Annotated in this window: 23 protein-coding genes and 2 CRISPR repeat arrays; of the genes, 17 read left to right on the top strand and 6 right to left on the bottom strand. The window is 29.0% G+C overall.

Annotated features, from left to right (window positions below):
* The first annotated feature begins 13 nt into the window (after positions 1-13).
* Positions 14-967, top strand: a complete 954-nt coding sequence (locus tag CLOBL_RS01280) for a flavodoxin family protein (protein ID WP_077857338.1) — start codon at positions 14-16, stop codon at positions 965-967.
* Positions 968-1,459: 492 nt separating this feature from the next.
* Positions 1,460-3,160: a methyl-accepting chemotaxis protein gene (locus tag CLOBL_RS01275; protein WP_077857337.1), complete on the top strand. Its 1,701-nt coding sequence runs from the start codon at positions 1,460-1,462 to the stop codon at positions 3,158-3,160.
* A gap of 178 nt (positions 3,161-3,338) precedes the next feature.
* On the opposite strand, the gene CLOBL_RS28415 is transcribed toward CLOBL_RS01275, so the two are convergent.
* The 4 genes from CLOBL_RS28415 to dmpI form a co-directional block, all read right to left on the bottom strand.
* On the bottom strand, positions 3,339-3,479 hold the full coding sequence (locus CLOBL_RS28415) for a glucuronate isomerase (RefSeq protein ID WP_242953765.1): 141 nt from the start codon (positions 3,477-3,479) through the stop codon (positions 3,339-3,341).
* Between the two features lie 1,044 nt (positions 3,480-4,523).
* Complete coding sequence (locus CLOBL_RS01260) at positions 4,524-5,336, bottom strand: nitroreductase family protein (RefSeq protein WP_077857336.1); 813 nt, start codon at positions 5,334-5,336, stop codon at positions 4,524-4,526.
* Between the two features lie 112 nt (positions 5,337-5,448).
* On the bottom strand, positions 5,449-5,799 hold the full coding sequence (locus CLOBL_RS01255; protein WP_077857335.1) for a helix-turn-helix domain-containing protein: 351 nt from the start codon (positions 5,797-5,799) through the stop codon (positions 5,449-5,451).
* 83 nt (positions 5,800-5,882) lie between these two features.
* Complete coding sequence (gene dmpI, locus CLOBL_RS01250) at positions 5,883-6,077, bottom strand: 4-oxalocrotonate tautomerase DmpI (protein WP_009171801.1); 195 nt, start codon at positions 6,075-6,077, stop codon at positions 5,883-5,885.
* 278 nt (positions 6,078-6,355) lie between these two features.
* Between dmpI and CLOBL_RS01245 the strand changes: the two genes are divergently transcribed.
* Entirely contained in the window at positions 6,356-6,547 is a 192-nt protein-coding gene (locus CLOBL_RS01245; protein ID WP_143323829.1) for a hypothetical protein, read from the top strand.
* A gap of 53 nt (positions 6,548-6,600) precedes the next feature.
* On the opposite strand, the gene CLOBL_RS01240 is transcribed toward CLOBL_RS01245, so the two are convergent.
* Positions 6,601-7,071 carry a YbaK/EbsC family protein gene (locus tag CLOBL_RS01240; RefSeq protein ID WP_077857333.1) on the bottom strand — a complete coding sequence of 157 codons (471 nt, stop codon included), beginning with the start codon at positions 7,069-7,071 and terminating at the stop codon, positions 6,601-6,603.
* Positions 7,072-7,497: 426 nt separating this feature from the next.
* Positions 7,498-7,976: a CRISPR direct-repeat array (repeat unit 30 nt; unit sequence GATTAACATTAACATAGGATGTATTTAAAT).
* A gap of 960 nt (positions 7,977-8,936) precedes the next feature.
* Here CLOBL_RS01240 and cas6 point away from each other — a divergent pair.
* The 13 genes from cas6 to CLOBL_RS28405 all read left to right on the top strand — a co-directional run bounded on the left by cas6 (position 8,937) and on the right by CLOBL_RS28405 (position 21,509).
* The gene (cas6, locus tag CLOBL_RS01235; protein WP_077857332.1) at positions 8,937-9,629 is read left to right on the top strand and encodes a CRISPR-associated endoribonuclease Cas6; all 693 of its coding nucleotides are present in this window, start codon (positions 8,937-8,939) and stop codon (positions 9,627-9,629) included.
* Between the two features lie 70 nt (positions 9,630-9,699).
* Positions 9,700-11,460 (top strand): type I-B CRISPR-associated protein Cas8b/Csh1, encoded by a 1,761-nt coding sequence (locus tag CLOBL_RS01230; protein WP_077857331.1) that lies wholly within the window; start codon positions 9,700-9,702, stop codon positions 11,458-11,460.
* Positions 11,453-12,397: a type I CRISPR-associated protein Cas7 gene (locus tag CLOBL_RS01225; protein ID WP_077857330.1), complete on the top strand. Its 945-nt coding sequence runs from the start codon at positions 11,453-11,455 to the stop codon at positions 12,395-12,397. The genes CLOBL_RS01230 and CLOBL_RS01225 overlap by 8 nt, the downstream gene beginning before the upstream one ends.
* 3 nt (positions 12,398-12,400) lie before the next feature.
* The gene (gene cas5b / locus CLOBL_RS01220) at positions 12,401-13,186 is read left to right on the top strand and encodes a type I-B CRISPR-associated protein Cas5b (RefSeq protein WP_077857329.1); all 786 of its coding nucleotides are present in this window, start codon (positions 12,401-12,403) and stop codon (positions 13,184-13,186) included.
* 178 nt (positions 13,187-13,364) lie between these two features.
* The gene (locus CLOBL_RS01215; protein ID WP_077857328.1) at positions 13,365-13,691 is read left to right on the top strand and encodes a type II toxin-antitoxin system prevent-host-death family antitoxin; all 327 of its coding nucleotides are present in this window, start codon (positions 13,365-13,367) and stop codon (positions 13,689-13,691) included.
* Positions 13,691-14,017 carry a type II toxin-antitoxin system RelE/ParE family toxin gene (locus tag CLOBL_RS01210; protein ID WP_077857327.1) on the top strand — a complete coding sequence of 109 codons (327 nt, stop codon included), beginning with the start codon at positions 13,691-13,693 and terminating at the stop codon, positions 14,015-14,017. The genes CLOBL_RS01215 and CLOBL_RS01210 overlap by 1 nt, the downstream gene beginning before the upstream one ends.
* A gap of 102 nt (positions 14,018-14,119) precedes the next feature.
* Positions 14,120-16,750 (top strand): CRISPR-associated helicase/endonuclease Cas3, encoded by a 2,631-nt coding sequence (locus CLOBL_RS01205; RefSeq protein WP_077857326.1) that lies wholly within the window; start codon positions 14,120-14,122, stop codon positions 16,748-16,750.
* Between the two features lie 132 nt (positions 16,751-16,882).
* Complete coding sequence (locus CLOBL_RS01200; protein ID WP_077857325.1) at positions 16,883-17,377, top strand: CRISPR-associated protein Cas4; 495 nt, start codon at positions 16,883-16,885, stop codon at positions 17,375-17,377.
* 120 nt (positions 17,378-17,497) lie between these two features.
* Complete coding sequence (gene cas1b / locus CLOBL_RS01195) at positions 17,498-18,496, top strand: type I-B CRISPR-associated endonuclease Cas1b (RefSeq protein WP_077857324.1); 999 nt, start codon at positions 17,498-17,500, stop codon at positions 18,494-18,496.
* Positions 18,497-18,787 (top strand): CRISPR-associated endonuclease Cas2, encoded by a 291-nt coding sequence (cas2, locus tag CLOBL_RS01190; RefSeq protein WP_077857323.1) that lies wholly within the window; start codon positions 18,497-18,499, stop codon positions 18,785-18,787.
* Between the two features lie 202 nt (positions 18,788-18,989).
* Positions 18,990-19,665: a CRISPR direct-repeat array (repeat unit 30 nt; unit sequence GATTAACCTTAACATGAGATGTATTTAAAT).
* Positions 19,666-20,044: 379 nt separating this feature from the next.
* Positions 20,045-20,818, top strand: coding sequence for a type II toxin-antitoxin system HicA family toxin (locus CLOBL_RS01185; RefSeq protein ID WP_077857322.1), 774 nt, complete (start codon positions 20,045-20,047; stop codon positions 20,816-20,818).
* 300 nt (positions 20,819-21,118) lie between these two features.
* Complete coding sequence (locus tag CLOBL_RS29120) at positions 21,119-21,271, top strand: pyridoxamine 5'-phosphate oxidase family protein (protein WP_347472769.1); 153 nt, start codon at positions 21,119-21,121, stop codon at positions 21,269-21,271.
* A gap of 37 nt (positions 21,272-21,308) precedes the next feature.
* On the top strand, positions 21,309-21,509 hold the full coding sequence (locus tag CLOBL_RS28405; protein WP_242953764.1) for a hypothetical protein: 201 nt from the start codon (positions 21,309-21,311) through the stop codon (positions 21,507-21,509).
* A gap of 351 nt (positions 21,510-21,860) precedes the next feature.
* Here the strand turns inward: CLOBL_RS28405 and CLOBL_RS01175 are convergent, their stop codons facing one another.
* Entirely contained in the window at positions 21,861-22,592 is a 732-nt protein-coding gene (locus CLOBL_RS01175; RefSeq protein ID WP_242953763.1) for a class I SAM-dependent methyltransferase, read from the bottom strand.
* A 163-nt stretch (positions 22,593-22,755) separates the two neighbouring features.
* Here CLOBL_RS01175 and CLOBL_RS01170 point away from each other — a divergent pair, with 163 nt between their 5' ends.
* Positions 22,756-23,355, top strand: coding sequence for a TetR/AcrR family transcriptional regulator (locus CLOBL_RS01170; protein ID WP_077857321.1), 600 nt, complete (start codon positions 22,756-22,758; stop codon positions 23,353-23,355).
* The last annotated feature ends 183 nt before the right edge of the window (positions 23,356-23,538 follow it).

Below are 23,538 nucleotides of genomic sequence, written 5' to 3'. Positions count from 1 at the left end.
GGAGAATTTTATTATGACTTTTTCAATATTAGGTATAACAGCAGGAAGAAAAGATTCAAATTCTGAAATTCTATTAAAGGAAGCACTACTTGCATGTCAGGAACAAGGTGCAGACGTAAAAATGATTAATTTAAGAGACTATAACATTATTGAATGTTCTGGATGTACAGCTTGTACACATGGTATGACTAGTGGAAAAAATGTTGGATGTACATTAAGCAAAAAAGATGATAAGCAGGCAATCATGGATGTTATGTTAAATGTAGATGCTATAATTGTATCAGCACCAACATATGATTTAATGCCAACAGCAACGTTCACAAAGTTTATGCATAGAAATTTAGCATATGAATCAGCATTTTTAGAATCAATTGGAGCAATTAAGCATAGAGATAGAGTTGCAGGATTAATTGCAGTTGGAGGCTCTACTCGTTCATGGCAGTCAATGGCTTTGGAAAGTATGCAGGCTACATGTTTTACAAATGATTTTGACGTAGTAGATATGTATTTAGCAACAAGAGTACCAGCGCCAAAACAATGTTTATTACATGATGATATGATAAAGCGTGCTCATAAAATGGGTGAAAATATCATGAGATCATTAAACACACCAGTAGCAGAAAGAGAATGGCTTGGTGATGAAGGCATGGGATGGTGTCCACATTGTCATTCAAATGCATTAATTTTAGGAGAGCCACAATGGGATGGAGTATATTTTCCAGTTGAATGTCAAGTTTGTGGTGCAGGAGGAAATTTAGAAAAGACAGAAGAAGGTAAGTGGAAATTCGTAATTCAAGAAGATGGCTTAAGTCGTGATCGTACAGATACTAAAGGAAGACAGGAGCATGTAAAGGAAATTATGCATACACAAGGTGGTTTCTATACAGAAGAAAATTTAGCAACTGTTAAAGAAAAGTTTGCTAAATATAAGGATTTAAAATTTCCTACAATTGAAATTAACAGATAATAAAATAGGGATAGGGTATTAATATACAAAGGCTATATGATGTTTTGAAAAATTGATGGAAAAATCGAAAGTTATATCCCAACTTATTATAGATAGAAATGCAAAAAAATTATAAAAAATAATCAGAATAGTAGATGATATATTTTAGCAAAAGTTATAAATTTATAATAAGGTTATAACTTTTGCTAATTTTTTTTATATTAATTGTAGGTTATACAAGTTGAATGAATAAATTAGGTAAAGAAAGTAATTTTGTTTAATGCTAAAAATAATGGAGGGATATTTATATGATTATTAATAAATTAGATGATGGAACATATTATTGTTTTTGTTGATTAAGTAGTAAAAAGAAGTTTATGATAATGATTAGGTAAATTTATAAAAAAATCAAGATAATAGATGAAATGTTTTAGCGAAAGTTATAAACTATAAATAAGCGTATAATTTTCGCTAATTTTTTGCTTAAATAAGATTATAAGGGGAATGATTCGAATGATAAAAGGGATAAAGCTAAAAGTATTGTTACCATTAATATCACTTAGTTTGTTTTTTATAGTGTTTATGGCAATACAATTTAACGCCACAAGTAACAATTTAAAAAAGGTACGGGAAATGAATAATAAATATTTTTATATAAGCACTAAAGCTGATGAACTAAAATTAGATGTTGTACAAGTCCAGCAATTTCTTACAGATATTAGTGCGACAAGAGGCGCAAAAGGCTTTGATGATGGGTTTGATGAAGCAGAAAAATTTGCTAAGGATCTAGAAAGTGTTGTGAGTGATCTTAAAGAAAAAAATCCAGAAAGTGCAAGTGAATTAGATAATATACAAAAAAGTTTTGAAACTTATTATGAAACAGGAAAGAAAATGGCACAAGCTTACATAGACGGTGGTCCTGAAAAAGGAAATTTATCTATGGGAGAATTTGATTCTACTTCAGAAAAGATTAATGAGGAAGCAGATACATTTAACGAAGCAGCAGCAAAAAACATTGAAATATCTATGAGTAGTATAGAAAATGATATAAGAAATACAATAATTTTAATGGGAATATCTGTTTTAGCATTGGTGATAATATTTGTTATAGCTTGGAGATATATATCTAAAAGTATTGTTGCACCAATAACTACTATGCTTTCAAAACTTAATGAAATGTCTAATAATGGTGGAGATTTAACCCAAAGGATTGATTTTCATAGCAATGATGAGATTGGTGAAATGGCAAAAAGTTTTAATTTAATGCAGGAGTCTTTTAGGCAGATTATCAATGTTGTTATTAATGAATCAAGAAATGTCGAAAATAAAGTTGAAAAAACTAATGAAAATATAGGTGAGTTATCTGGATTAATTGAAGATGTTTATGCTACAACAGAAGAATTATCAAGTGGTATGGAGGAGACAGCAGCTTCAACAGAAGAAATGAGCAATACTACATCTTTAATTAACTCAGATATGAAGGGAATTGCACTAAAGGCAAAAAGTGAAGCTGAGAATTCGAAGCTTATAAATGAGAGAGCTAATGAACTCAAAAATAAAGCTGTTAATTCTATGGAAAATGCTCAAAAGATTAATTCACAAACTCAAAGTAAATTATTAGAAGCTATTGAAAAAGCTAAAGAAGTAGAAAAGATAAAGGTTTTATCAGAAGCTATTTTAGAAATTGCTTCTCAAACAAATTTATTAGCATTAAATGCATCAATAGAGGCCCAAAGAGCAGGTGAAGCAGGGAAAGGTTTTTCAGTAGTAGCAGAAGAAATTAGAAATCTTGCAGAAGATTCTAAAAACACTGTATCAGAAATAAGTAATATTAGTAATATCGTTATGGGAATAGTAGACAACTTGGTTTCTACTTCTCAAGATATGCTTAAATTTATTAATGTTGATGTGATAAATGATTATGAGATGATTGTTAAAACAGGAGAGCAGTATAGTAAAGATGCAGCTATGGTTTATGATATGACAACAGAATTTAGCAATAAATCTAACAGTATGATGGATTCTATGCTTAGGGTTTCGGATGCAGTAAAACAAATAAATGATTCAAATACTGAATTAGCTGCTGGAACCACTAATATTGCAGAAAATATAAATACCATATCTGAAAGTTCGGGAAATGTTGTTGAATTAATTAAGGAAGTTAGTGTAAGCACTAATAAGCTAATTAGTATGGTTAATAATTTTAAGGTATAACTATGGTTATTAAAAATAAGTAGCTTAAAGAGAAAAGACAAGCGTAACTATTTTAAGCTTGTCTTTTCTGTTATTTAAATTTTCTTCGTATTACAATGCTCATAGATTTTTTTGCATTGCTTTCCTTTAAAATTTTTGTAGCTCTAAAGAAATTTCTTAATTCAAGATTAGTCCAGTGCTATAAGGGATTACCTATTAACCTTTCACAAGTTCTTGCCCACATTTTGAATTTATCAAGATCAGTTGCAGCACAAGTAATAAATTCTTCAGACACACCTGCATAGCGCATAGGTCTCCACTTATAATTGTTATCTAACAAAAGATCACCTCATTTTTATATGTAAAATAATAAAGTTTAGTTTATGCAACTTGAAAAACATTGATATTTCTGGAATTACAATAATGCATAGGCGTTGTTATCAGTATGGTCCCATAGAAATCCATTTTTGCCAGCCGTAAGATGAATTGGTATTCTTGTAAACGGGTAAATAAGAAGCTTTGCAAGAAGTTTTTAAGATTTACTTCAAATTTATTAGACGGCTGGTAAATTTTTGTGCGGAAGTTGATTATGAGTAAGTTTGATGATATCATTGGTATTAAGAAATAGCTATTTTGCTTTGGATTAACTTCAACATGAGATGTATTTAAATCAATTGAAATAAGAAATCACTTCTTCAGTCAAAAGAGATTAACTTCAACATGAGATGTATTTAAATTTACATCTTCTACAATAAAATATTTTTCCATTTCGATTAATCTAATATTAGTTATACTTGCTTTAAATAAAAGCATATTCATAAAACTTGACTACGGATTATTAATTACTTTTGTTTGCTTGTTCATTTCAGTAGGAAATATATCTCACATTGCTACAATACGTAATTTTCTCACATTTTTGACTCATACATCAACAAGTATTTATTTGTCTGCATTGTTATCAAGTCAAATCATAAGCAATGTGCCAAGCAGTATTTTGTTTGCTCACTTTGCATTCAATTGGCAGGCACTTTTTTATGGAGTGACTATTGGCGGACTTGGGACTCCTATTGCTTCACTGGCAAGTATTATTTCTTACAAGATTTTGAGCCTTGAATATCCTTACAAAAAGAAGGAATATCTATTGAAGTTTATTTCGTTAAACTTTTTTTGTCTATAAATTATAGGAGTGATTTTTTATATCTATCTTCAAGGAAATTAGGTAGAGTATAAATGAGACGTACTTTAAAATAAGCAGTAGCTTGAATAATATAGCTAGTCTGTTCTAATGCAGATACAGCAGACACATATGTTAGAATAGACTGCATAATAATTATAAATTACTCAATGCAGCCTGTTCTTGTTTTATTTTATGAGAATTAGTTAATTAACGCCAAGTTACTTTAAGCTTAGACCTATCTACCAGTCTTTTATACCTATATTTAGGATAGCCAACTATAATACCACCAGTGACTATTAATTCTTCTGGAAGGTCTAATACTTTGAGTAATGGCTGATAGCCAGACCTAGCACAGGTCTCAACAAGGCCTGAATAGCATGTTCCTAGTCCAAGACTTGATGCAAACAATTCGGCATAGGCAAGAGAGAAATGAGTGTTATCACGTCCACGTGCAAAACTTTTCTCAGCTAGTGCTAGGATAAAGCAGGGTGCATTTCGCAAAATAACATCCAGCCCTGTTTTATGATGGTGTTCTACTAAATCAGAAAAATAAGCTGCAGCTGGATCACCTTTTGAGACTGCTTCATCCATCCAGGCTACTGTAGCTTTGGTAATAGCCTGTAGAGTATTCTTATTATCAATAACCAAGTACTGCACACCTTGAGTATTATTACTCGTAGGAGCTAGTCTTGCAATATCTAGTAGCTTTAGGATTTTGTCTTTTGGAACTGCATCTTCTTTATACACCCGTACAGAGCGTCTGGCACGAAGAAAACTTTCTGCAATCTCAGCATTTACGACCGGAGTATTATCTAACAAAACTTGGTCATTAAGTGGTGCATAAGCATGATCTAATGCCGATTGGGGGCAGGCAGCAACACAATGACCACAAGCTATGCAAGTAAGTCCAGCATCTGTTGGAGTCCTTTCCTCAGTCATTCCAATATAATTCTTTGGGCAAACCGCAGCACAAACGCCGCAACCAATACATTTGTCCTTATTAACATTAAGCAAATCCATTAAAATTCATCCTTTCCTTTATGAAAAGCATATTACTGTAAAATCAGCTGTTCATCAATATTTCGTGTGGTTTAAATTGCTTTTATAATCATCTTCTTGAATAAGAGCGCATCTAACTATCGAGTGTCTTTGAATAATTGAATACTTCTTCAGACCAAGTACGCGACCATGCTCCGAATGGACGTAATAACTCCATAAGCTCTTTTCCACGTGTAGTTAATTGGTAACCATCATTAGTGCGATCTACAATATCAGCTTCTCTAAGTTCTTTGATACGGTTGTTTAATATTGTAGGAGAGATTGACTCACACCGTTTTTGAAGTTCTCTAAAAGTAGAAGGGCCCTCCTGTAAATTCCAAATGATACCCATTGCCCAATTCTTACCTAAAAGATCAAAGAGAGCCATAATCGGGACACCGGATTTAGAGCCCCTAACGGGTTTACCTGGACATGGAACTGCCATATTAATTCCTCCTTGAAAAATATCTCTAAATATAAATCGCTCCTCGCTTGTAATAGAAAAGCGAGGAACTTAAGTATTTTGTCTTATTTGTTAGCTAATTTTTCAGCCAATGTTTGACCGCCGATACCAATACTATCAGCATCATATTCCTCAATAAAGACAGTGAAAGAACTTGCTGGAGAATTAGTAACTTCAGCAGCTACAGAAGTTAATTTTTCAATTAATTCCTTTTTCTTTTCAGGTTGAGTTTTTTTCATTTTCATTGTAATTACTGGCATAACTGCACCTCTTTCTAATATGTATTTGATATGTGTGCTACAAAAAAAGTAGCACACTACAGATATTATATCATGCTACTTTTTTTGTAGCAACATTTTTTGAAATTTTATTAAATGGATAACTCAAGTAAAGAAATAAGTATGAGTTCGAATAGTTTAAAAATGAAGGAGAGACTTAAAATATTGGACATTCCAATAACCATGAGGGATATACAACAAGGTCAAGAGTGGTTATAGGAACAGGAATATCAAAGGAAGAAATTAAGGAGAGTTTTAAATTGTATTCAACTATGGAATTAATGAATATTAAGCCTATAGGAACTCCGTATAAAAGTAAGGCTTTATTAGGAGATAAGATATGGGTAGATATTTTAGATGATGATACTTCGCAGTATATTGCATATCTTGTCCTGGAAGTTGGAATTGAAGAGATGAATGTCAGAAGTTTTGGGTTTAGGGAATATAGATGAGTATAACAAAATACGGATTAACAAGAGGGAAGTATTTTATTATACTCATACTGTTAATTCCAACCTTTGCAAACATCAATCCATTCTTTATAATTAGAATATTTTTCTAATTCCTCGAGAGAAAGTTCTATTGCACTATTTCTGCTGCCGCATGCAGGATATATTTTTACAAATCTCTTTAGTGATTCATCTAAATATACTTCAATGTCAGATCTAATTCCAAATGGACATACACCTCCAACAGGATGCCCTGTTATTTGCTCCACTTCATCACCTTTTAGCATTACTGCTTTTGTATGATACTGCGCTTTGTACTTAGAATTATCAATTTTTGCATCTCCAGCCATCACAATTAAAATTGCCTTATCATTAATTTTGAACGACATTGTTTTTGCAATTTCTTTCTCTTCACAATTAATAGCAGTTGCCGCTTCTTCCACAGTTGCACTAGATATAGGAAGTTCCAGTATTCTATCTTCCATGTTCCACTTTTTAAAATAATTCCTTACCGATTCAAGTGACATAATAATTCCTCCTGTTTTTTACATTATATTATTGAAAGTTTTTATTCATATGAGTACTAAAGTTAGTAAAGCACACCAATATCCTTATAATGTTTATTATAACATATTTTATAAAATATGTTATATACATATAATGGTCATTGTATCTAATAAATATAAATGTTTAGCACAATTTTTAAATAAACTTGAACATTAAATAGGTACTGTAAAGTATTTTGCACAACTCATATAACCTTGGACTCAATAAAATTTTTCCCAGCCGCAAAAGTATATTGAATTCTAAAAAGCCAGTAGATGTAAGACAGTACTAAGAACTTTTGATTATCTATTTAAATATGCAAATCGGCTGGTAAATTTTCAAGGGAAAGTTGATTTTCAAGGCCTTTGATGATATTATTTATTTTAAGAAATGGCTATTTTGCTTTGGATTAACATTAACATAGGATGTATTTAAATCTTCCTGCAAATACATCACCACCACCAGAATTAATTGATTAACATTAACATAGGATGTATTTAAATTATATTTTATCCCTTGTAATGCTTTTGTCTTCAATGATTAACATTAACATAGGATGTATTTAAATTCATATACACTTAGATCTTTATGACAATAAACATTGATTAACATTAACATAGGATGTATTTAAATAACCCAAATCAAATTTTTACTAGCACAATTCCAGTAGATTAACATTAACATAGGATGTATTTAAATTCCATCTTCACTTCCTCCAATGTTACGGTTATAATGATTAACATTAACATAGGATGTATTTAAATAGTCTTATTTGTTTACTTGGTGGTAAATAAAAAGGATTAACATTAACATAGGATGTATTTAAATGTAGGGACTGTACCCGTTCCAAGCTCTGTACCTGGATTAACATGGGATGTATTTAAATTAAATATTTGTTCATTTGATTTATTATCAACCAATAGATTAACTTATAAGAAAAGTGATTTAGGGAAGATAAATACTTATTTCACTAATTCTACAAGCTACGGCAGTAAAACGGATTAGAATAAAAATAGCAGAGTTAAAAGAACAGATAGAAACAGAAGAAGAGTACAGAGATAGACCTGAAGAATTTATAATAGGATGTAGATGGTTTGGAGGATGTAATTATAAAAATAATTCATATCTTGAAAATGGGCAAAGCTACGCTAAAAAAATAATGGTCGCAGCATGATCTATAAAAATGATTTATTAATAATTGTAATTAGTATGTAGATTGTATGGACTATACAATAAAAAGTAATCGCATTAATTAATCCAAAGTTTTTAGCTTTGGATTTTTTTTGTTGCACAGGTATTAATTTGAAAAGTAATAAAGATTAGTGGAATAAAAAATTGTATAAATGAATAACTATTAGCATAAGAATAAGAATTTCTATTGGTCAAAACTAATGAGTAATGTGAAAGGAGAGGTTGGGGAAATGAGAAGAATAAGAAATAGTGAAAACAATGTAAAAATAGAAGTATACAATGATAAAGGAGCGAAAATTTTACAAGTTAGAGTAAAAAATAAATAATTAGTAAGAGCTAAACAAGGTTCAATTGTTAGATTAGTTAAAGTTGCTCAATGTAATTATTAAGTTGTGCTAAAGAGTTACATTGCATATGTAGTGCTTGAATTTATAATAATGGCCGCAGCATGATATACAAAAATAGAATGTAGTCGCCATTATTTTTCATTGCAACTTATATTCTTTGCGATTAATAATAACATGAGATGTATTTAAATTTAGTTTTGACAAATATTTGTATCAATATTAGATTAACAATAACATTTATATGTATTTTACTACATTTATTTACAAATAAATGCAAATACAGTAAAATTATAATAGGAGGTGCGAGAATGAATGTTTTTCAAATAAAGCTTAAAATATTTCTTTTAAAGGATATAACTATAGAAGATTCACAGGCAATAATAAGCGCTTTTATTGATGAAGGCATGGCTAAAGATGCGAAGTTATTAGAATTTCATGAGAGTAATAAATTTAAGGGATATTGTTTTGATGCTCCATATCCCATTGAAGAAAATAAGGTTTACAAAAAAGATAGGATATATACCTTAACTATCAGAACTGTAGACAAAGAACTTGCAGAATTTTTTGCTGATAAACTTGTAAATGAATTTAATAATGATTTAAAAGGGCTTACATCAGAAGTAAGAATATTACCTAAGAAACATATTGAAAAACTATATTCAATAACACCAGCTGTTATGAAGAATTCTGATGGTTACTGGAAGGGTCAGATAAATCTAGATGAATTTGAAAGAAGATTAAAGGTAAATCTTCTGAAAAAATATAACAGCATTACAGGAAGCAAGATAGATGAAGATTTTCAGTTTTATTCTACCATTGAATTTAAAAATAAAAAGCCTATAGCAACCAAGTATAAAAACGTAAAGCTTTTAGGAGATAAGATATCACTAAATATATCAGAGAATGAAAATGCTCAAAAGCTTGCATATATGAGTCTTGGGACAGGCATCTTTGAAATGAATGCGAGAGGTTTTGGTTATGTGAATTACAGATGGCTGTAAGAGCATGAAAATAAATTAACTTAGATTTATATTTATTTTGTTGTGACTAAAATAAAGGTGGTGAGAGAATTTGTTAAAGGACTGTCTTAAAGTATTTGAAAAGGTATTAGAGAAATCAGCTGGCGATAAGCTAATAATTGATTCCTATATTCCGGCAGATGGAACCTATGTCGTAGTTTCGCCTAAAGATGAAAGTTATGAAATTAAAGAAGTTGTAAATATAAAATTAGATAAAAAGACTAAGGAAGTTGACAGAAGTAATAATTACTATGAAGATTTATGCACTTATGATTATAACAGTAAGCTCATTGATATGAATAAGCCCATAGATAGTAAGAAAATAATACATAGTAATAATTATCTGTCTTTTTTTATAAAAAAAGAGAGCTTAACTAATGGAAAATTAACTAATGAGGTAATTGATAATTATTATGAAGTTTTGTCTAAGCCTAATATAAAATATTCAAAATCAAAAAATGCAATGAAAATGTATGAAGCTCTTGAAGAGGAAATCGGAAAAGTTAATATAGAAAAATTAGAGAAAATAAAGATTTGGATAAAAGATAATATATTTAATTTAGGTATTGAAATTACTGGGAAAGATTATTTGAAGATATTTTTTGAAGCCCCTATAGAAGAATATAAAAGCGAAGGCAAAAGATATTTAATGCCTAATATTTATAATAATAATGACTTTAATATTAGTAATAATGATGAAATATATGGTCTTCCAAATGATAATATGGGACTTAATGCTAAAAAACCTTATTTAGAAAATAAAACAAGAAAAATAACTGTCCCATATCTATTAAGTAACACCGAAGTACTTTTGCAAAAGAAGTTCTTTGATTATCTCATGAATTTTGCAGCCTTAGGTAAGGTCAATGTTTATATTGATAATTTAAATAATAAAATAGAGCCATATGAAAATGGAAAGCTGCCAGATACCACATTTAAGGGCATTTTTATAAGAATTAAAAAGGGAAAAGAAGTTGAAATACTTGATTATGATATTATCACAGATTATAAAAGTAATTTAGCTAAAAAATTTAATTTCAAAAACATCCTTGATGTAGATCAAAGCTCAAAAAATATATCTATACAAAATTACGATGATAAAATTGGTAAGCTTAAAGATATACAACAAATACTAAATGAAGTTTTTTTCTCTAAGTTTTTAGTTAATAATTATTTCACAGAACCTAGTGATTTATCAATTAATGATGGATGTTTAAAAAGTAATCTATTATTATCAAGAGATGTTTTATTTAATTGGATATATAAAGGCTCAGATTATGGTCTTTTTCCTGTATTAAATAAGATTTCATTAAATCTTGTAAAAGGGTCTGTTGAAGAAGGATATATACAAAAGGCAAGCCATCAATTTAATTTAAGATGCTCATTGATTAATTATTTTAAGGAAGGAAGAGATATGGCAGATATAATTCATGATATTAAAGATTCTTTAAGGGTTAAAATAAATTCAAATATTACTGATAAATTGGATAATGATGATGAATATTATTTTGCAGTTGGTCAATTGGTTGGATATTTATTATCTAAAAGCAGAGGGAAGAAAAAGCCTCATTCCTTAGCAAATCCTTTTATTAATGGGAAAAATAATGAGGATATAAAGGAAAAATTAAGAAGATTATATAGTAAGTACAGCTATGATATAGATTCTAAAGGAAAAAGATTTAATAATTTATATACTATGATTTTAGGATATACACCAGATAATACTAAGGTTGATCAAGATTTGATTTTAGGTGGATATTTAAGCAACAGTTTAATTTATGAAAGCACTAAGGGGGTAGAAATAAATGAATAAAAGAGTTTGTGGAGTATTGGGAATTTCTTCAATTATGGCTAATTGGAATGCAGATTTTACTGGATATCCAAAGACAACTTCAGATGGCAGCGTATTTGGAAGTGACAAAGCCTTGAAATATCCAATGAAAAAAATGTGGGACAATAATGGTGATAAAGTTTTATATATAAAATCAATGAAATTTTCCGAAGGGAAAAAAGGAGAAGTTCAATTAGTGCCAAGAGCCTTAAAGGAAAGATATGAATTTATTTTTGGCGTAGGAAATTTAAAAGAATGTAAAGACAGCAAGGAAGTTTTAACTAACCTATTTAAAGCAATAGATGTTAAGAATTTTGGAGCTACCTTTGCAGAAGAAGGAAATAACATATCAATAACTGGTGCAGTCCAAGTGGGTCAAGGGTTTAATAAATATGAGGAAACAGCGTCAGAAGAGCAACAAATCCTTTCGCCCTTTAGAGATGGTTCAAAAGATAGTGCAGATACAGAAGAAGCAAAAAACTCAACTCTAGGAACTAAAATTGTAAGTAATGAGGCTCATTATTTTTATCCATTTACCATAAATCCTTTAGCTTATAAGGAATTTGTAGAGCTTGGAGTAACTGATGGATATACAGAAGAAGATTATGAAAAATTCAAGAAAACTTCTTTAGTATGCGCTACAGCTTTTGCAACTAATTCAAAGGTTGGATGTGAAAATGAATTTGCATTATTCGTAGAGACAGAAGAAACTTTATATCTCCCTAATTTATCAGAATATATAAGCTTTACAAAAGGAGAAGATAAAAACTTAATTGAAATCAGATGTTCTGATTTAATAAATAAAGTTTCAGATAAGATAAAGGCAGTAGAAATTTATTATAATCCATATACAACTAAAATAGAGTCTGATATAAAAGGAGCAAAAACTTATAATATATTTACACAAGAAGAGGTGTAAACTATGAAAATACTTAAATTTACACTAGAAGGTAAAACAGCATTTTTTAAAAAGCCAGATGTAAATACCTATTTGTATTTTACTTATGGAAATATTCATAAAGTAGCGCTCCTTGGAATTTTTGGAGCGATACTTGGATACAAGGGCTATAATCAGATGAAAACTAATAAAGAATCCAAAAAATCTGAGGCTGATGAAGTTATTTTTCCAGAGTTTTATAGTAAGCTGAAAAATCTAAAAATATCAATAGTTCCAAATAATAAAAACGGCTTTATTTCAAAGAAAGTACAAGTGTTTAATAATTCTGTTGGTTATGCTTCAAAGGAGCAGGGAGGAAATTTAATAACTAAGGAACAATGGCTTGAAAATCCATCTTGGGATATATACGTTTTAGTGGATAATGAGGAAAGTGAAAAAGTATCAGAATATATATTAAATAATAAATGTGTATATGAACCTTACTTGGGCAAAAACGATCATTATGCAAATATTAAATCAGTAGAATTATTTGATGAAAGTTATATTGAAGAAATTGTAAAGGTGAATAAGGTTGATAGCTTGTGTCCTAAGAAATATTTTGAGATAGACCTGGGAGCAGAAGAAGATGATGATTTTTCAGATGATGAAATAATTGAAACTTTTAAATATGAAGAGCAGTTGCCTATAGGTTTAGAGGAAAAGACTAATATGTATATTTTAGAAGCTTTAATTTATACAAATATGAACCTAGTAAACAAGAATAATACTACTATATATAAGGTTAAAGATAAGAGTATAGCGTTTTTTTAATTTATTAAAGAGTAGGTACCTTTCTTTAAAAATAGGATATGTTAAAGAATAATATTGATTTCAATTTATATTTTGTATACAATATAAATACATAGATAAATTTATTGATATATTTATGTATATATTTATATATTAGGAGTATAATAGTATTATCATAAAGAAAGAAGTGATATTAATAATGAATACAATATCAGTAAATAACATATTAGATTCAATAGTGCCTATTTCAAGATTTAACAAAGGAGAAGCAAGTAAAATTTTTGATGAGGTAGATAAAACAGGTGTTAAAATTGTAGTAAAGAATAATGTACCAACTGGTGTTATTATTTCTCCAGAAAAATATAAAGAACTAATGGAAGAAATTGAAGATTACCATTTATATATGGAAGCAGAGAAAAGAATGAAAAATGCAAAAAATGATAAAGGTACATCGCAAGAAGATTTGATGGTTGAATTAGGAATAACACAAAAAGACTTGGATTCTGTTGAAGTGGAGATAGAATAGTGAACTTTGGAATTGAGTATACGGATGAAGCAAAAGCAGATATAAAAACCCTTGATGGCTCTCAAAGAAAACAAGTTTTAAAAGCAATGTCTAAAGTATCTAGTAATCCGTTGCCTTTTAGTGAAGGTGGATACGGAAAACCATTAGGAAATAAAAATGGAAATAATTTAACAGGATATCTAAAGATAAAACTTAGACAATTAGGAATAAGAGTTGTATATAAACTTATAAGGGAACAAGAGACAATGAAAGTAATTGTGGTTTCGGTGAGAGAAGATAATGCAGTATATCAAATTGCAGCAGATAGAATAAATAAAATTCAATAAATTCAGTAATTATGAAGAGAAGACAGCTATATGAAAGACAAAACCATAGAGCTGTCTTTTTTGCTAATATTTTTAGGTTTAAAGTGAGGAATGGTTAGAACTATGTATTTTAATTTAAAAGGATATATTGATATATCAAAGTTATTAAATAAAAACTATGATTTTTATGCACATTTAGAAGATTCAAAGAAAGCTTCAGCCAAAGCAGAGGAAATTAAAAAAGAAACTTTAAAAGAACATACAGATTTATGCAAAGAATATTTTGAAAAATTAATTAGGCAGAAAAATATAGACGAGGTATTTTTAAATTTTGAGAAATATTATTTTAAAGAGCTTAGTGAAGATGGAAAAAATCTATTTAGAAGTTTAATAATAAATACTATAGCAATGCATGATATGGGAAAAATAAATCCTTATTTTCAAATCAGAAAAATGGATAATCCTCAAATTAAATCAGCAAAGGCTTTTGACATGGTAGGAAGTGATCATTCTATCCTTTCAGCAGTACTATACATAGATTATTTTTTTGATAAGGTATTAAAACTAGAAAAAAGCGATAAAAATTCAATACTTCCGTTTTTATTTCTCAATGGATATATAATATCAAAGCATCATGGAGATTTAGATGATTTTTATAGGTTCTTAAATAAATTTAATGATGGAGAAATAGGCTTTAAGGTTATTGAACTTTTTTCAAATACCTATAAAGAGATTTATATAAAAGGTTTTAAGCTTGGAAATAATCAAGCTATAAAAGTATGTAACTATATTAAAGGATACCTAACTAAAAAAAATAAGGTAGAGACTATATATTTATATACTTATGAAAGACTTTTATATTCTTTATTAGTTGCCTGCGATTTTTATGCTACCACTGAGTTTATGGGTGATGTAAGGTTAAATGAATTTGGCGAACTTGGAGAAATAGATGAATTTTATGATGTGTATAAGAATACAGAAGTATATAAGGGTATAAGACAATATGAATGTGAAGAGTATTGCAAGGATAATAAAGATTTATTAAATGAGAGAAACATAAATATCTTAAGAAATGAAATGTTTTTAGATGCAGAAAAGGAGCTGATTAAAAATAAAGAAGACGATATATTCTTCTTAGAAGCGCCTACAGGTAGTGGAAAGAGCAATGTTTCTATGAATCTAAGCTTTAAGTTGTTTGAAGAAAATGAAAAACTTAAAAAGATCTTTTATGTATATCCTTTTAATACTTTGGTTGAGCAAAATTTGATTACCTTAAGTGAAATATTTGATAAGCATAAAGAAATTTTAAAAAGAATTGCAGTAATAAATTCGGTTACTCCAATAAAGCTAGATAGACAAGAAAAAGAAAAGGGATCAAAAGAGGAAGATGATTATAAATATTATGCTAAGGCTTTATTAGACAGGCAATTTTTAAATTATCCCTTTATATTAACTACTCATGTCAGTTTGTTTAATACTATGTTTAATGTATCAAAAGAAGCTGCTTTTGCTTTTCATCAATTAGCAAATAGCGTAATAGTTTTAGATGAAATTCAAAGTTATAAAAATATAATATGGGCAGAAATAATAGCCTTTTTAAAAGGTTTTGCAAAGCTATTTAATATGAAAATAATCATAATGTCAGCAACGTTACCTAATCTTAATATTTTAACAGATAGCGAGGAAAACACTGCTCAATTGATTAAAAATCGTCAGAAATATTTTATTAATCCTCTATTTAAAGACAGAGTAAAGGTAAGCTATGAATTAATGGAGGAAGAGGATACTGCAAGTGCCTTATTTAGTCATGTAATAAATAAAATAGCTAAGGACAAAAAAATACTTATAGAATTTATAAAAAAAGAAAGTGCTTATAGATTTTATAGAGATATTAAAGGCTACATTGAGGAAAATACACAAATAGGTTACCAGGTAGAGCTTATGACTGGCGATGATAATTCCATAGAGAGGCAGAGGATTTTAAAGAATATTAAAAGTGAAGCTATAGAAAAAGAATGTGTAATTTTAGTTGCTACTCAGGTTATAGAAGCTGGGGTAGATATTGATATGGATATAGGTTATAAAGATATTTCTAAATTAGATAGTGATGAACAATTTATGGGAAGAATAAATAGATCCTGTAAAAGAAAAGGAATAGTTTACTTTTTCAATTTAGATAAAACTGATGGCATATATAAAAATGATGTAAGGGTTAATAAAGCGTTGAGCTTATTAGATGATAGTATGAGAGAAATTTTAATAAAAAAGAATTTTGAAGACTATTATTTTCCTGTACTTAAATTGATAAGAAAAAAATACAATGAGGTCTTTAATGATAATAACTTGGAGAATTTCTTTAAAGAGGCTGTAGGCAAGCTTGATTTTAAGGTTATTGAAAAAAGAATGGAATTAATAGACGAAAATAAATGGAGTATGTCCGTTTATTTAGCTAGAACTATCAATAAAGAAGAAGGAGATAAACTTATAATTATTGATGGAAAAAAAGTATGGGAAGAGTATGAAAAGCTATTAAACAATAATTCTATGGACTATTCAAAAAAACAAGTGGAGCTTTCAGAAATAAAAAGTAAAATGAATTATTTTATTTACCAGATAAATAAAAATGATGATTTACTTTATAATAGTAAGATTGGTGAGCTTTATTATATAGAAAATGGTGATAAATACTTTGAGGGAGAAAAGCTTGATAAAGATAAATTTAAGAAAGAAATAGGATTGTTTGTCGGGTTTTAAGGTATATGATAACGTGCAGCTTTTTAGCTTGAATTGATATTTCGTTTAAATTGTGAAAGTATCAAAATAAAAAATTAATATTAAAATTACCACAGAGAGTATTTTTAGGTCTTATGAAGGAGAATTAAAGCTATGAGAGTAAATGGTACTTTAATTAATTATTATTTCCATTGCAAAAGGCAATGCTATCTTCATGGAAATAGGCTTAATTTAGAAGATAATAGTGAGATGGTTAAGGTTGGAAAGGCTATTCATGAAGAAAAAGCTTCAGGCTCAGAAAATGCTGAGATTTCCATTGATAATATCAAACTGGATAAGCTTACAGCAGAATATTTAACAGAAGTAAAGAAATCAGATGCTGATATTGAAGCAGGAAAGTGGCAGCTTATTTATTATTTAAAAGTGCTTAAGAGCAAAGGAATAATAAGAAAAGGAAAGCTAGAATGTGTTGAAAAGAACAAAACTGATAAGAAAATTATGTATTTTGAATTAACTGAGGAGCTTGAAAAAGAAATTGACCAATATGTTTGCGATATAGAAAAGCTGATTTTAAGTGAAGAAATACCAAAGGTATTGAATGAACCTAAGTGCAAGAAATGCGCTTATTATGAATACTGCTATATATAGAAGAAATATAATATTCTAGTCTTTAGATAAAAATTCAATATGAATAATGTAAATGTAATTTTTGAATTATATTAAGAAGTTAATAATTATAGAAAGAAATATACAGGGGGAGAAAATATTATGGGAAGTACAAGATATATATCATCTATGGGAGAGCTCACTAGGAAAGATAATTCTTTATGTTTTAGAAAAGATGGAAAGAATGTCTATATTCCAGTTGAAAATACGAAAGAAATTTATTGCTTAAATGAAGTAAGTGTAAATACAAAATTGTTGGATTTTTTATCACAAAATAATATAGTAGTACATTTCTTTAATTATCATGAGGGATATAGTGGGACTTTTTATCCTAAAGCACAATATAATAGTGGAAGGCTTTTAGTAAAGCAGGTTGAAAAATATACTATTTCAAGAATGACAATTGCAAAGGCTGTTGTAAAAGGAATAGGAATTAATATAAGAGAAGTACTTTACCATTATTACAAGCATAATAAAAAAGAAGTTAAGGGAAGTTTAGATTGGATTAAAGAAGAATTTTTTAAAAGGGTTGACAATTCCAAGGATATTAAAGAACTTATGTCTGCTGAAGGAGAAGTATGGCAGAGATTTTACGGTGAATTTAAAAATTTTTTACCAGAGGATTTCATTATGAATAAGAGAGTGAAAAGGCCTCCAGACAATCCTATAAATGCATTGATATCCTTTGGAAACACACTTTTATATACAAAGACAATATCTGCAATATACAGAACTCATTTAGATCAAAGGATAAGCTATCTTCATGAACCTTCAGAAGGTAGATTTTCTTTAAGTCTTGATATAAGCGAGGTTTTTAAGCCTGCAATTGTATATAAAACAATCTTTGAATTAGTGAACAATAAAAAACTCCAGGTGAATAAACATTTTGATAAGAAAGTAAATTATTGTCTTTTAAATGAAGAAGGCAGAAATATATTTATTACAGCTTTTGAAGAAAGAATGGAGTCAGTCTTTTCACATCCAAAGTTAAAAAGGAAAGTTAGCTATAGAACAGCTATAAAATTGGATTGCTATAAATTAATCAAATATATAATGGAAGATAAAGAATTTGTTCCTTTTAGTTTAAAGGAGGGAATGTAAATGTCTAAGATAAGTAATTATAATTATGCATTTGTATTTTATGATGTAAATGAGAAAAGAGTACAAAAAGTATTCAAGGTATGTAAAAAGTATCTGTCTCATTTTCAAAAATCGGTTTTTAGAGGTGAAATGTCTCCTTCAAAGCTAATAAGATTAAAAACAGACTTGAATAAAGTAATTGATAAAAATGAAGATTTTATATGTATTATTAAGCTGATGAACGATAATGTTTTTGGAGAAGAAGTATTAGGGGTTACCTCGGGAGCAATTGGAGAAGATTTAATAATATGAAAAATTCCATATTGGCATAACTAGATTTTTACCAGCCACAAAACAAGAAATAGTTCTTGTAAGACTGTAAAAGTAAGGCTTAAGGAGAAAATTTCAAGTATATCCTTAAATTCATTAAACGGCTGGTAAGTTTTTGAGCGGAAGTTGAATTTTAGGAAGTTTGATGATATTATTGATCTTAAGAAATGGCTATTTTGCTTTGGATTAACCTTAACATGAGATGTATTTAAATGTTAAATTTTTCTTTTCTAAAGAAACTTAACTATGTGATTAACCTTAACATGAGATGTATTTAAATCCCTCTAAAACTTGACTATTAAGTGCTAAAGTAGGATTAACCTTAACATGAGATGTATTTAAATTAGATAGGACCTAAATGAGTTTTAACAATATCCAGATTAACCTTAACATGAGATGTATTTAAATATCAAGAGAAGTTAAATATATAAATGGCATAATAGGATTAACCTTAACATGAGATGTATTTAAATGGCATCCCGTTACAATTACCATTAGCATTATAAGGATTAACCTTAACATGAGATGTATTTAAATTGCTTTAATGCTTCGTATATCTGTCTGCCTTTTGGATTAACCTTAACATGAGATGTATTTAAATATTCCTAGTAGTATAATTAACTGGTTTACTATAGATGATTAACCTTAACATGAGATGTATTTAAATTTAACAATTTTTATTATGGAGTTGTTAACGAAAAGATTAACCTTAACATGAGATGTATTTAAATGCATATATAAACCTCTTATAAACCTTCTGAGCCGGATTAACCTTAACATGAGATGTATTTAAATCATGAAACAAACACGTTTCGGAAAATTAATTGAAGGATTAACCTTAACATGAGATGTATTTAAACCTGAATTATTCATGAGTATGCTTGATAGCAATCTAAAAATAACTTTTAGTTCTATCAAGCATATTTTTGCATTAATCAAAGATAAGTTTTCGTACAATAAAGGTTTTGCTTGTTGTAAAAATATTATTTAATTGAGTCGATGAAAGCTTAATGCTATTAATTGTAATAAACTTTTTATCCAAAAGAAGATTTATGCAATAATAACTAATATCTCGTTCTTTTTTAGGAACACCAGTACTTGAATAAATTTATATTTTAATTGAAGTAAACAATTTCATTAATATATTGATACAAATGGGAAAAATCAGTATAATTATAATACAATATATGGAATTTGATCTAAAAGGGAGAAAAGTATGTATGGAAGAAGGTATTGGTAATGAACTGGATAATAAAATTTAATCAATTAGAAAAAGAAAATACAGATAAGGTATTAGATATTATAGCTAGGTTTGATGAATATAAAAACGATATATTAGATGATGTTTATACAAAAGCTTATGGTTTGAAACATTCAATAGGTAACTTATTAGATAAATTAAATGCACATGCTATTGTTGGAGAAAAGCTAGAAGAAGAAATAGAGAGGTTAATAAAATTATATATAGAAGTGAGAGAAGATTATGAAAAAGCTGAAGATGAAATAAGAAAATACATGTATATTTGTGCAAATGAAGCAGCAGAACTAAAATGCTCAATGATTGATATTACAAGTAGATATTTAACATCAAAGAAAGATGCATTTATGTTTAAAAGAAGGATGGATGTATTTACAGCAAAGCTTATTAATATGTCATTTATATTTGATATGGACTATATGGGTGAAATTGAAGTGTTGCAAGAAAATTACTGGGACCTTATGACAATCAAAAAAATAATTGATGCAAGAAATAAAGAATATGATGATGAGCAATATGAACTTATTAAGAAGCTTAAGGAAAGTCAGAAAAAGGATTATTCTAAAATATTTGATTATAAAGATATGATTGATTTAGCAGAAAAACATGAGTACAAGCAGGTTAGACAAAGCGGAGATCATATTATTATGCAGCATAAAAAGACTAATAAAATAGTTCCAATTCCAGCTCATGAATTAAAATATGGACTAATGCTTCAAATACAAAAACAAATTCAGATTAATAAAGTGAGTTAGTGGAATCCAAGTTTTTTGCTTGGATCTTTTTGTTATGTTTGAAACATTATTTTAGCGTATAAACTACACATTTTTAAACTTGATCAATATAGAACACATAAAAATTAATAGGAAAATAACTCCGTTTATGTTCTCTTAATTATATGTTTTAGGTAAATAATATTGAAGTCTCAACATGCAGTCTATACACTTATGGATTATAAATTAATATTTACATTCATAAAAAGTAAATGAAATCCTAATAAAAGCACATAATCGTGCCCTTTGAAATAAAGTAAATACTTAAAGTGAGATGAAAAAATAAATGAGATATTAAAATTTATTAAAGATTCTAGAATATTTTACATAGCCACTATTGATGGTAATAAACCCAAAGTACGTCCATTCGCATTCACTATGGAATACAAAAGTAAAATCTATTTTTGCACATCTAACCTAGAAAAATGTATGTAATCAACTAAAGTCTAATCCACAGTTTGAAGCTTGCACTATGTCAAAAGATGGGAGATGGATTGGATTACAAGGTAAAGCAGTTTTTGATTATAGTGTGGATGCAAAAGCTAAAGCATTTGAAATTATGCCTGATCCTGCAAAAATATATAAGTCTTTAGACTTTGAGTTTTTTTATGTAGAAGAAGCTGAGGCAACATTTTACAGCATGAATGGTGGATCTAGAACTATAAAGTTATAAAATATTAAGATATGCGAATAAACTCAAAAAAATCGTCTTTAAATAGTCTTTATAATACATTATTAGGAGGAATCACAGCATCCGTGTCACCATGGCAAGGATTAAACTAAAAACCTTCAGTGTGTTATTTACTGAAGGTTTTTTATTAACCTGAAACTATGTCTATTGGTAATCGTTCATTCATATTCAAGTCAAAGTTTTGGAGGGAATGTGAATGAAACTCCTGCTACAAGGTCGAATATCTTTGCACGAAGTACAAGAATTAAATGGTTAGTATGCTTTTATACTTTATATTTCGCAAAAATTACAAATTCCAAATAATTTTAAAACGTTTTGTATCAAATATAAGCTTCACTTTTTGACTGCCTTTACAATCCTACGGAGTGAACCGTCAAAAGAAAGACGAAAAAACTCCACTGTTAACCCTTCCATTGCGAAAATTTCGCCATATTCTTGTGTGTGTGATTTGTCGGTAATGATCGCTGTTCCATTCGATTTCAAGACTCTCGCTATTTCCTTGCAAGCTTTTTCTCGTCCATCTTTGGTAGGGATGTTGTGAATACAAAGGTTGGAAAGAACCACGTCAAAGGTATCATTGGGAAAAGACATACTTCGCACATCCTCATTTCTTACTTCAACTTTTTCAAGGACCCCCTCAAGTTCGGCATTTTTCATGGTATTTTGATAAGTATTGCTGTGCATATCTTCTGAACTCCAAATATCAATGCCAATACTTTTTCCAAGAGTCAATTCTTTAGCAGCACCAATCATTAAAAGTCCACGTCCGGTGCCGATATCAAGGACTTCTTCATTTCCTTTCCAATCAATCATGGAAATCATCTTGTCCCTACGGTGTAGTTTGCCGAGCTTAATGTAATACAGATAAGAACAACAAACAAAAATCATTAACAAACCGCAAAGTATAAGAACAAAGGCCACAATCTTCAGAATGAGACTGGGAAAAGTGATTAAAGCAATTCCCACGCCAAAACAAACTACTCCCACAAAACAAACAATGGTGATACCGAAAGGCGAACCATCAAAACCATAATTAGGCTTGGACTTTAGTACGCTATTTGTCATAATTACCTCCTTTATTTCGAGCAACTTCTTGACAAGATACTAAGTGTATCTTATATTTATTAATATACACCTTTTAAATATAAAATACAATATGTATCTTATATTTTTTCAAACAAATTGTATACTATTTCTTATAAAATATAAACAGAGGAGATGTATATCCATGAACGAGAAAAGCTTAAATACGCGGAAGCGAGGAGATACGTTAATTGAAAGTATTTATGACGCAGTTGTAAAGCTCATAAAAGAAGTCGGCTATGCAAATCTTTCTTTTCAGCAGATTGCAAAGGCAGCGAAAACCAGTCGTAGTGTGTTGTACCGTCGGTGGGCAACAATGTTTGACTTACTCATGGAAATAGTTGATGACAGATCAGCTAAAGCACTTGGCGGTCAATTAATTGATAGAATAAAAGATACCGGAACTTTACGGGGAGATCTGTTAAATTTACTTACAATCTATCAGAGTATGTACGCAGAAATTGGGCCGGAAATTTTAAGTGCAGTTTTATTTGAAATAGGGCAAGGTAATAACAAAGTACCTGAAGCTACGATAGACGTAGCAGAAAAAAATATCTTGGTTATGCGAAAGTTACTGAAAAATGCAAAATCAAGAGGTGAAAAGATAAAAGAGGTCAGCAACATAGCACTGACCTTACCGTTTAACATTATTCGTATGGAAAATCTTATGTATAAAAATGTTGATTTGAACCAGATTGTATTATTTGTCGATGAAATACTGCTTCCTGTTTTTACAGTGCAATAAGAAATCTTTATCCTAATTATTTTTCTATATTTAGTATTTAGAAATTACGCAGGCATGTATGCTGTGAATACATTAGAATATTTTTTGAATTTCTTGAACACGCAATAATATGAGTTATGATAATATTAAATTGGAATTTTAATTGCAAAGTAATCGAGAGCTAAGGAAAAAATTATAAAGAAA

The sequence above is a fragment of the Clostridium sp. BL-8 genome (genome assembly GCF_002006495.1).
GTDB lineage: Bacteria > Bacillota > Clostridia > Clostridiales > Clostridiaceae > Clostridium.
Note: the sequence above shows the minus strand (reverse complement) of the source record. Positions and strands in the feature narration are given on the sequence as shown.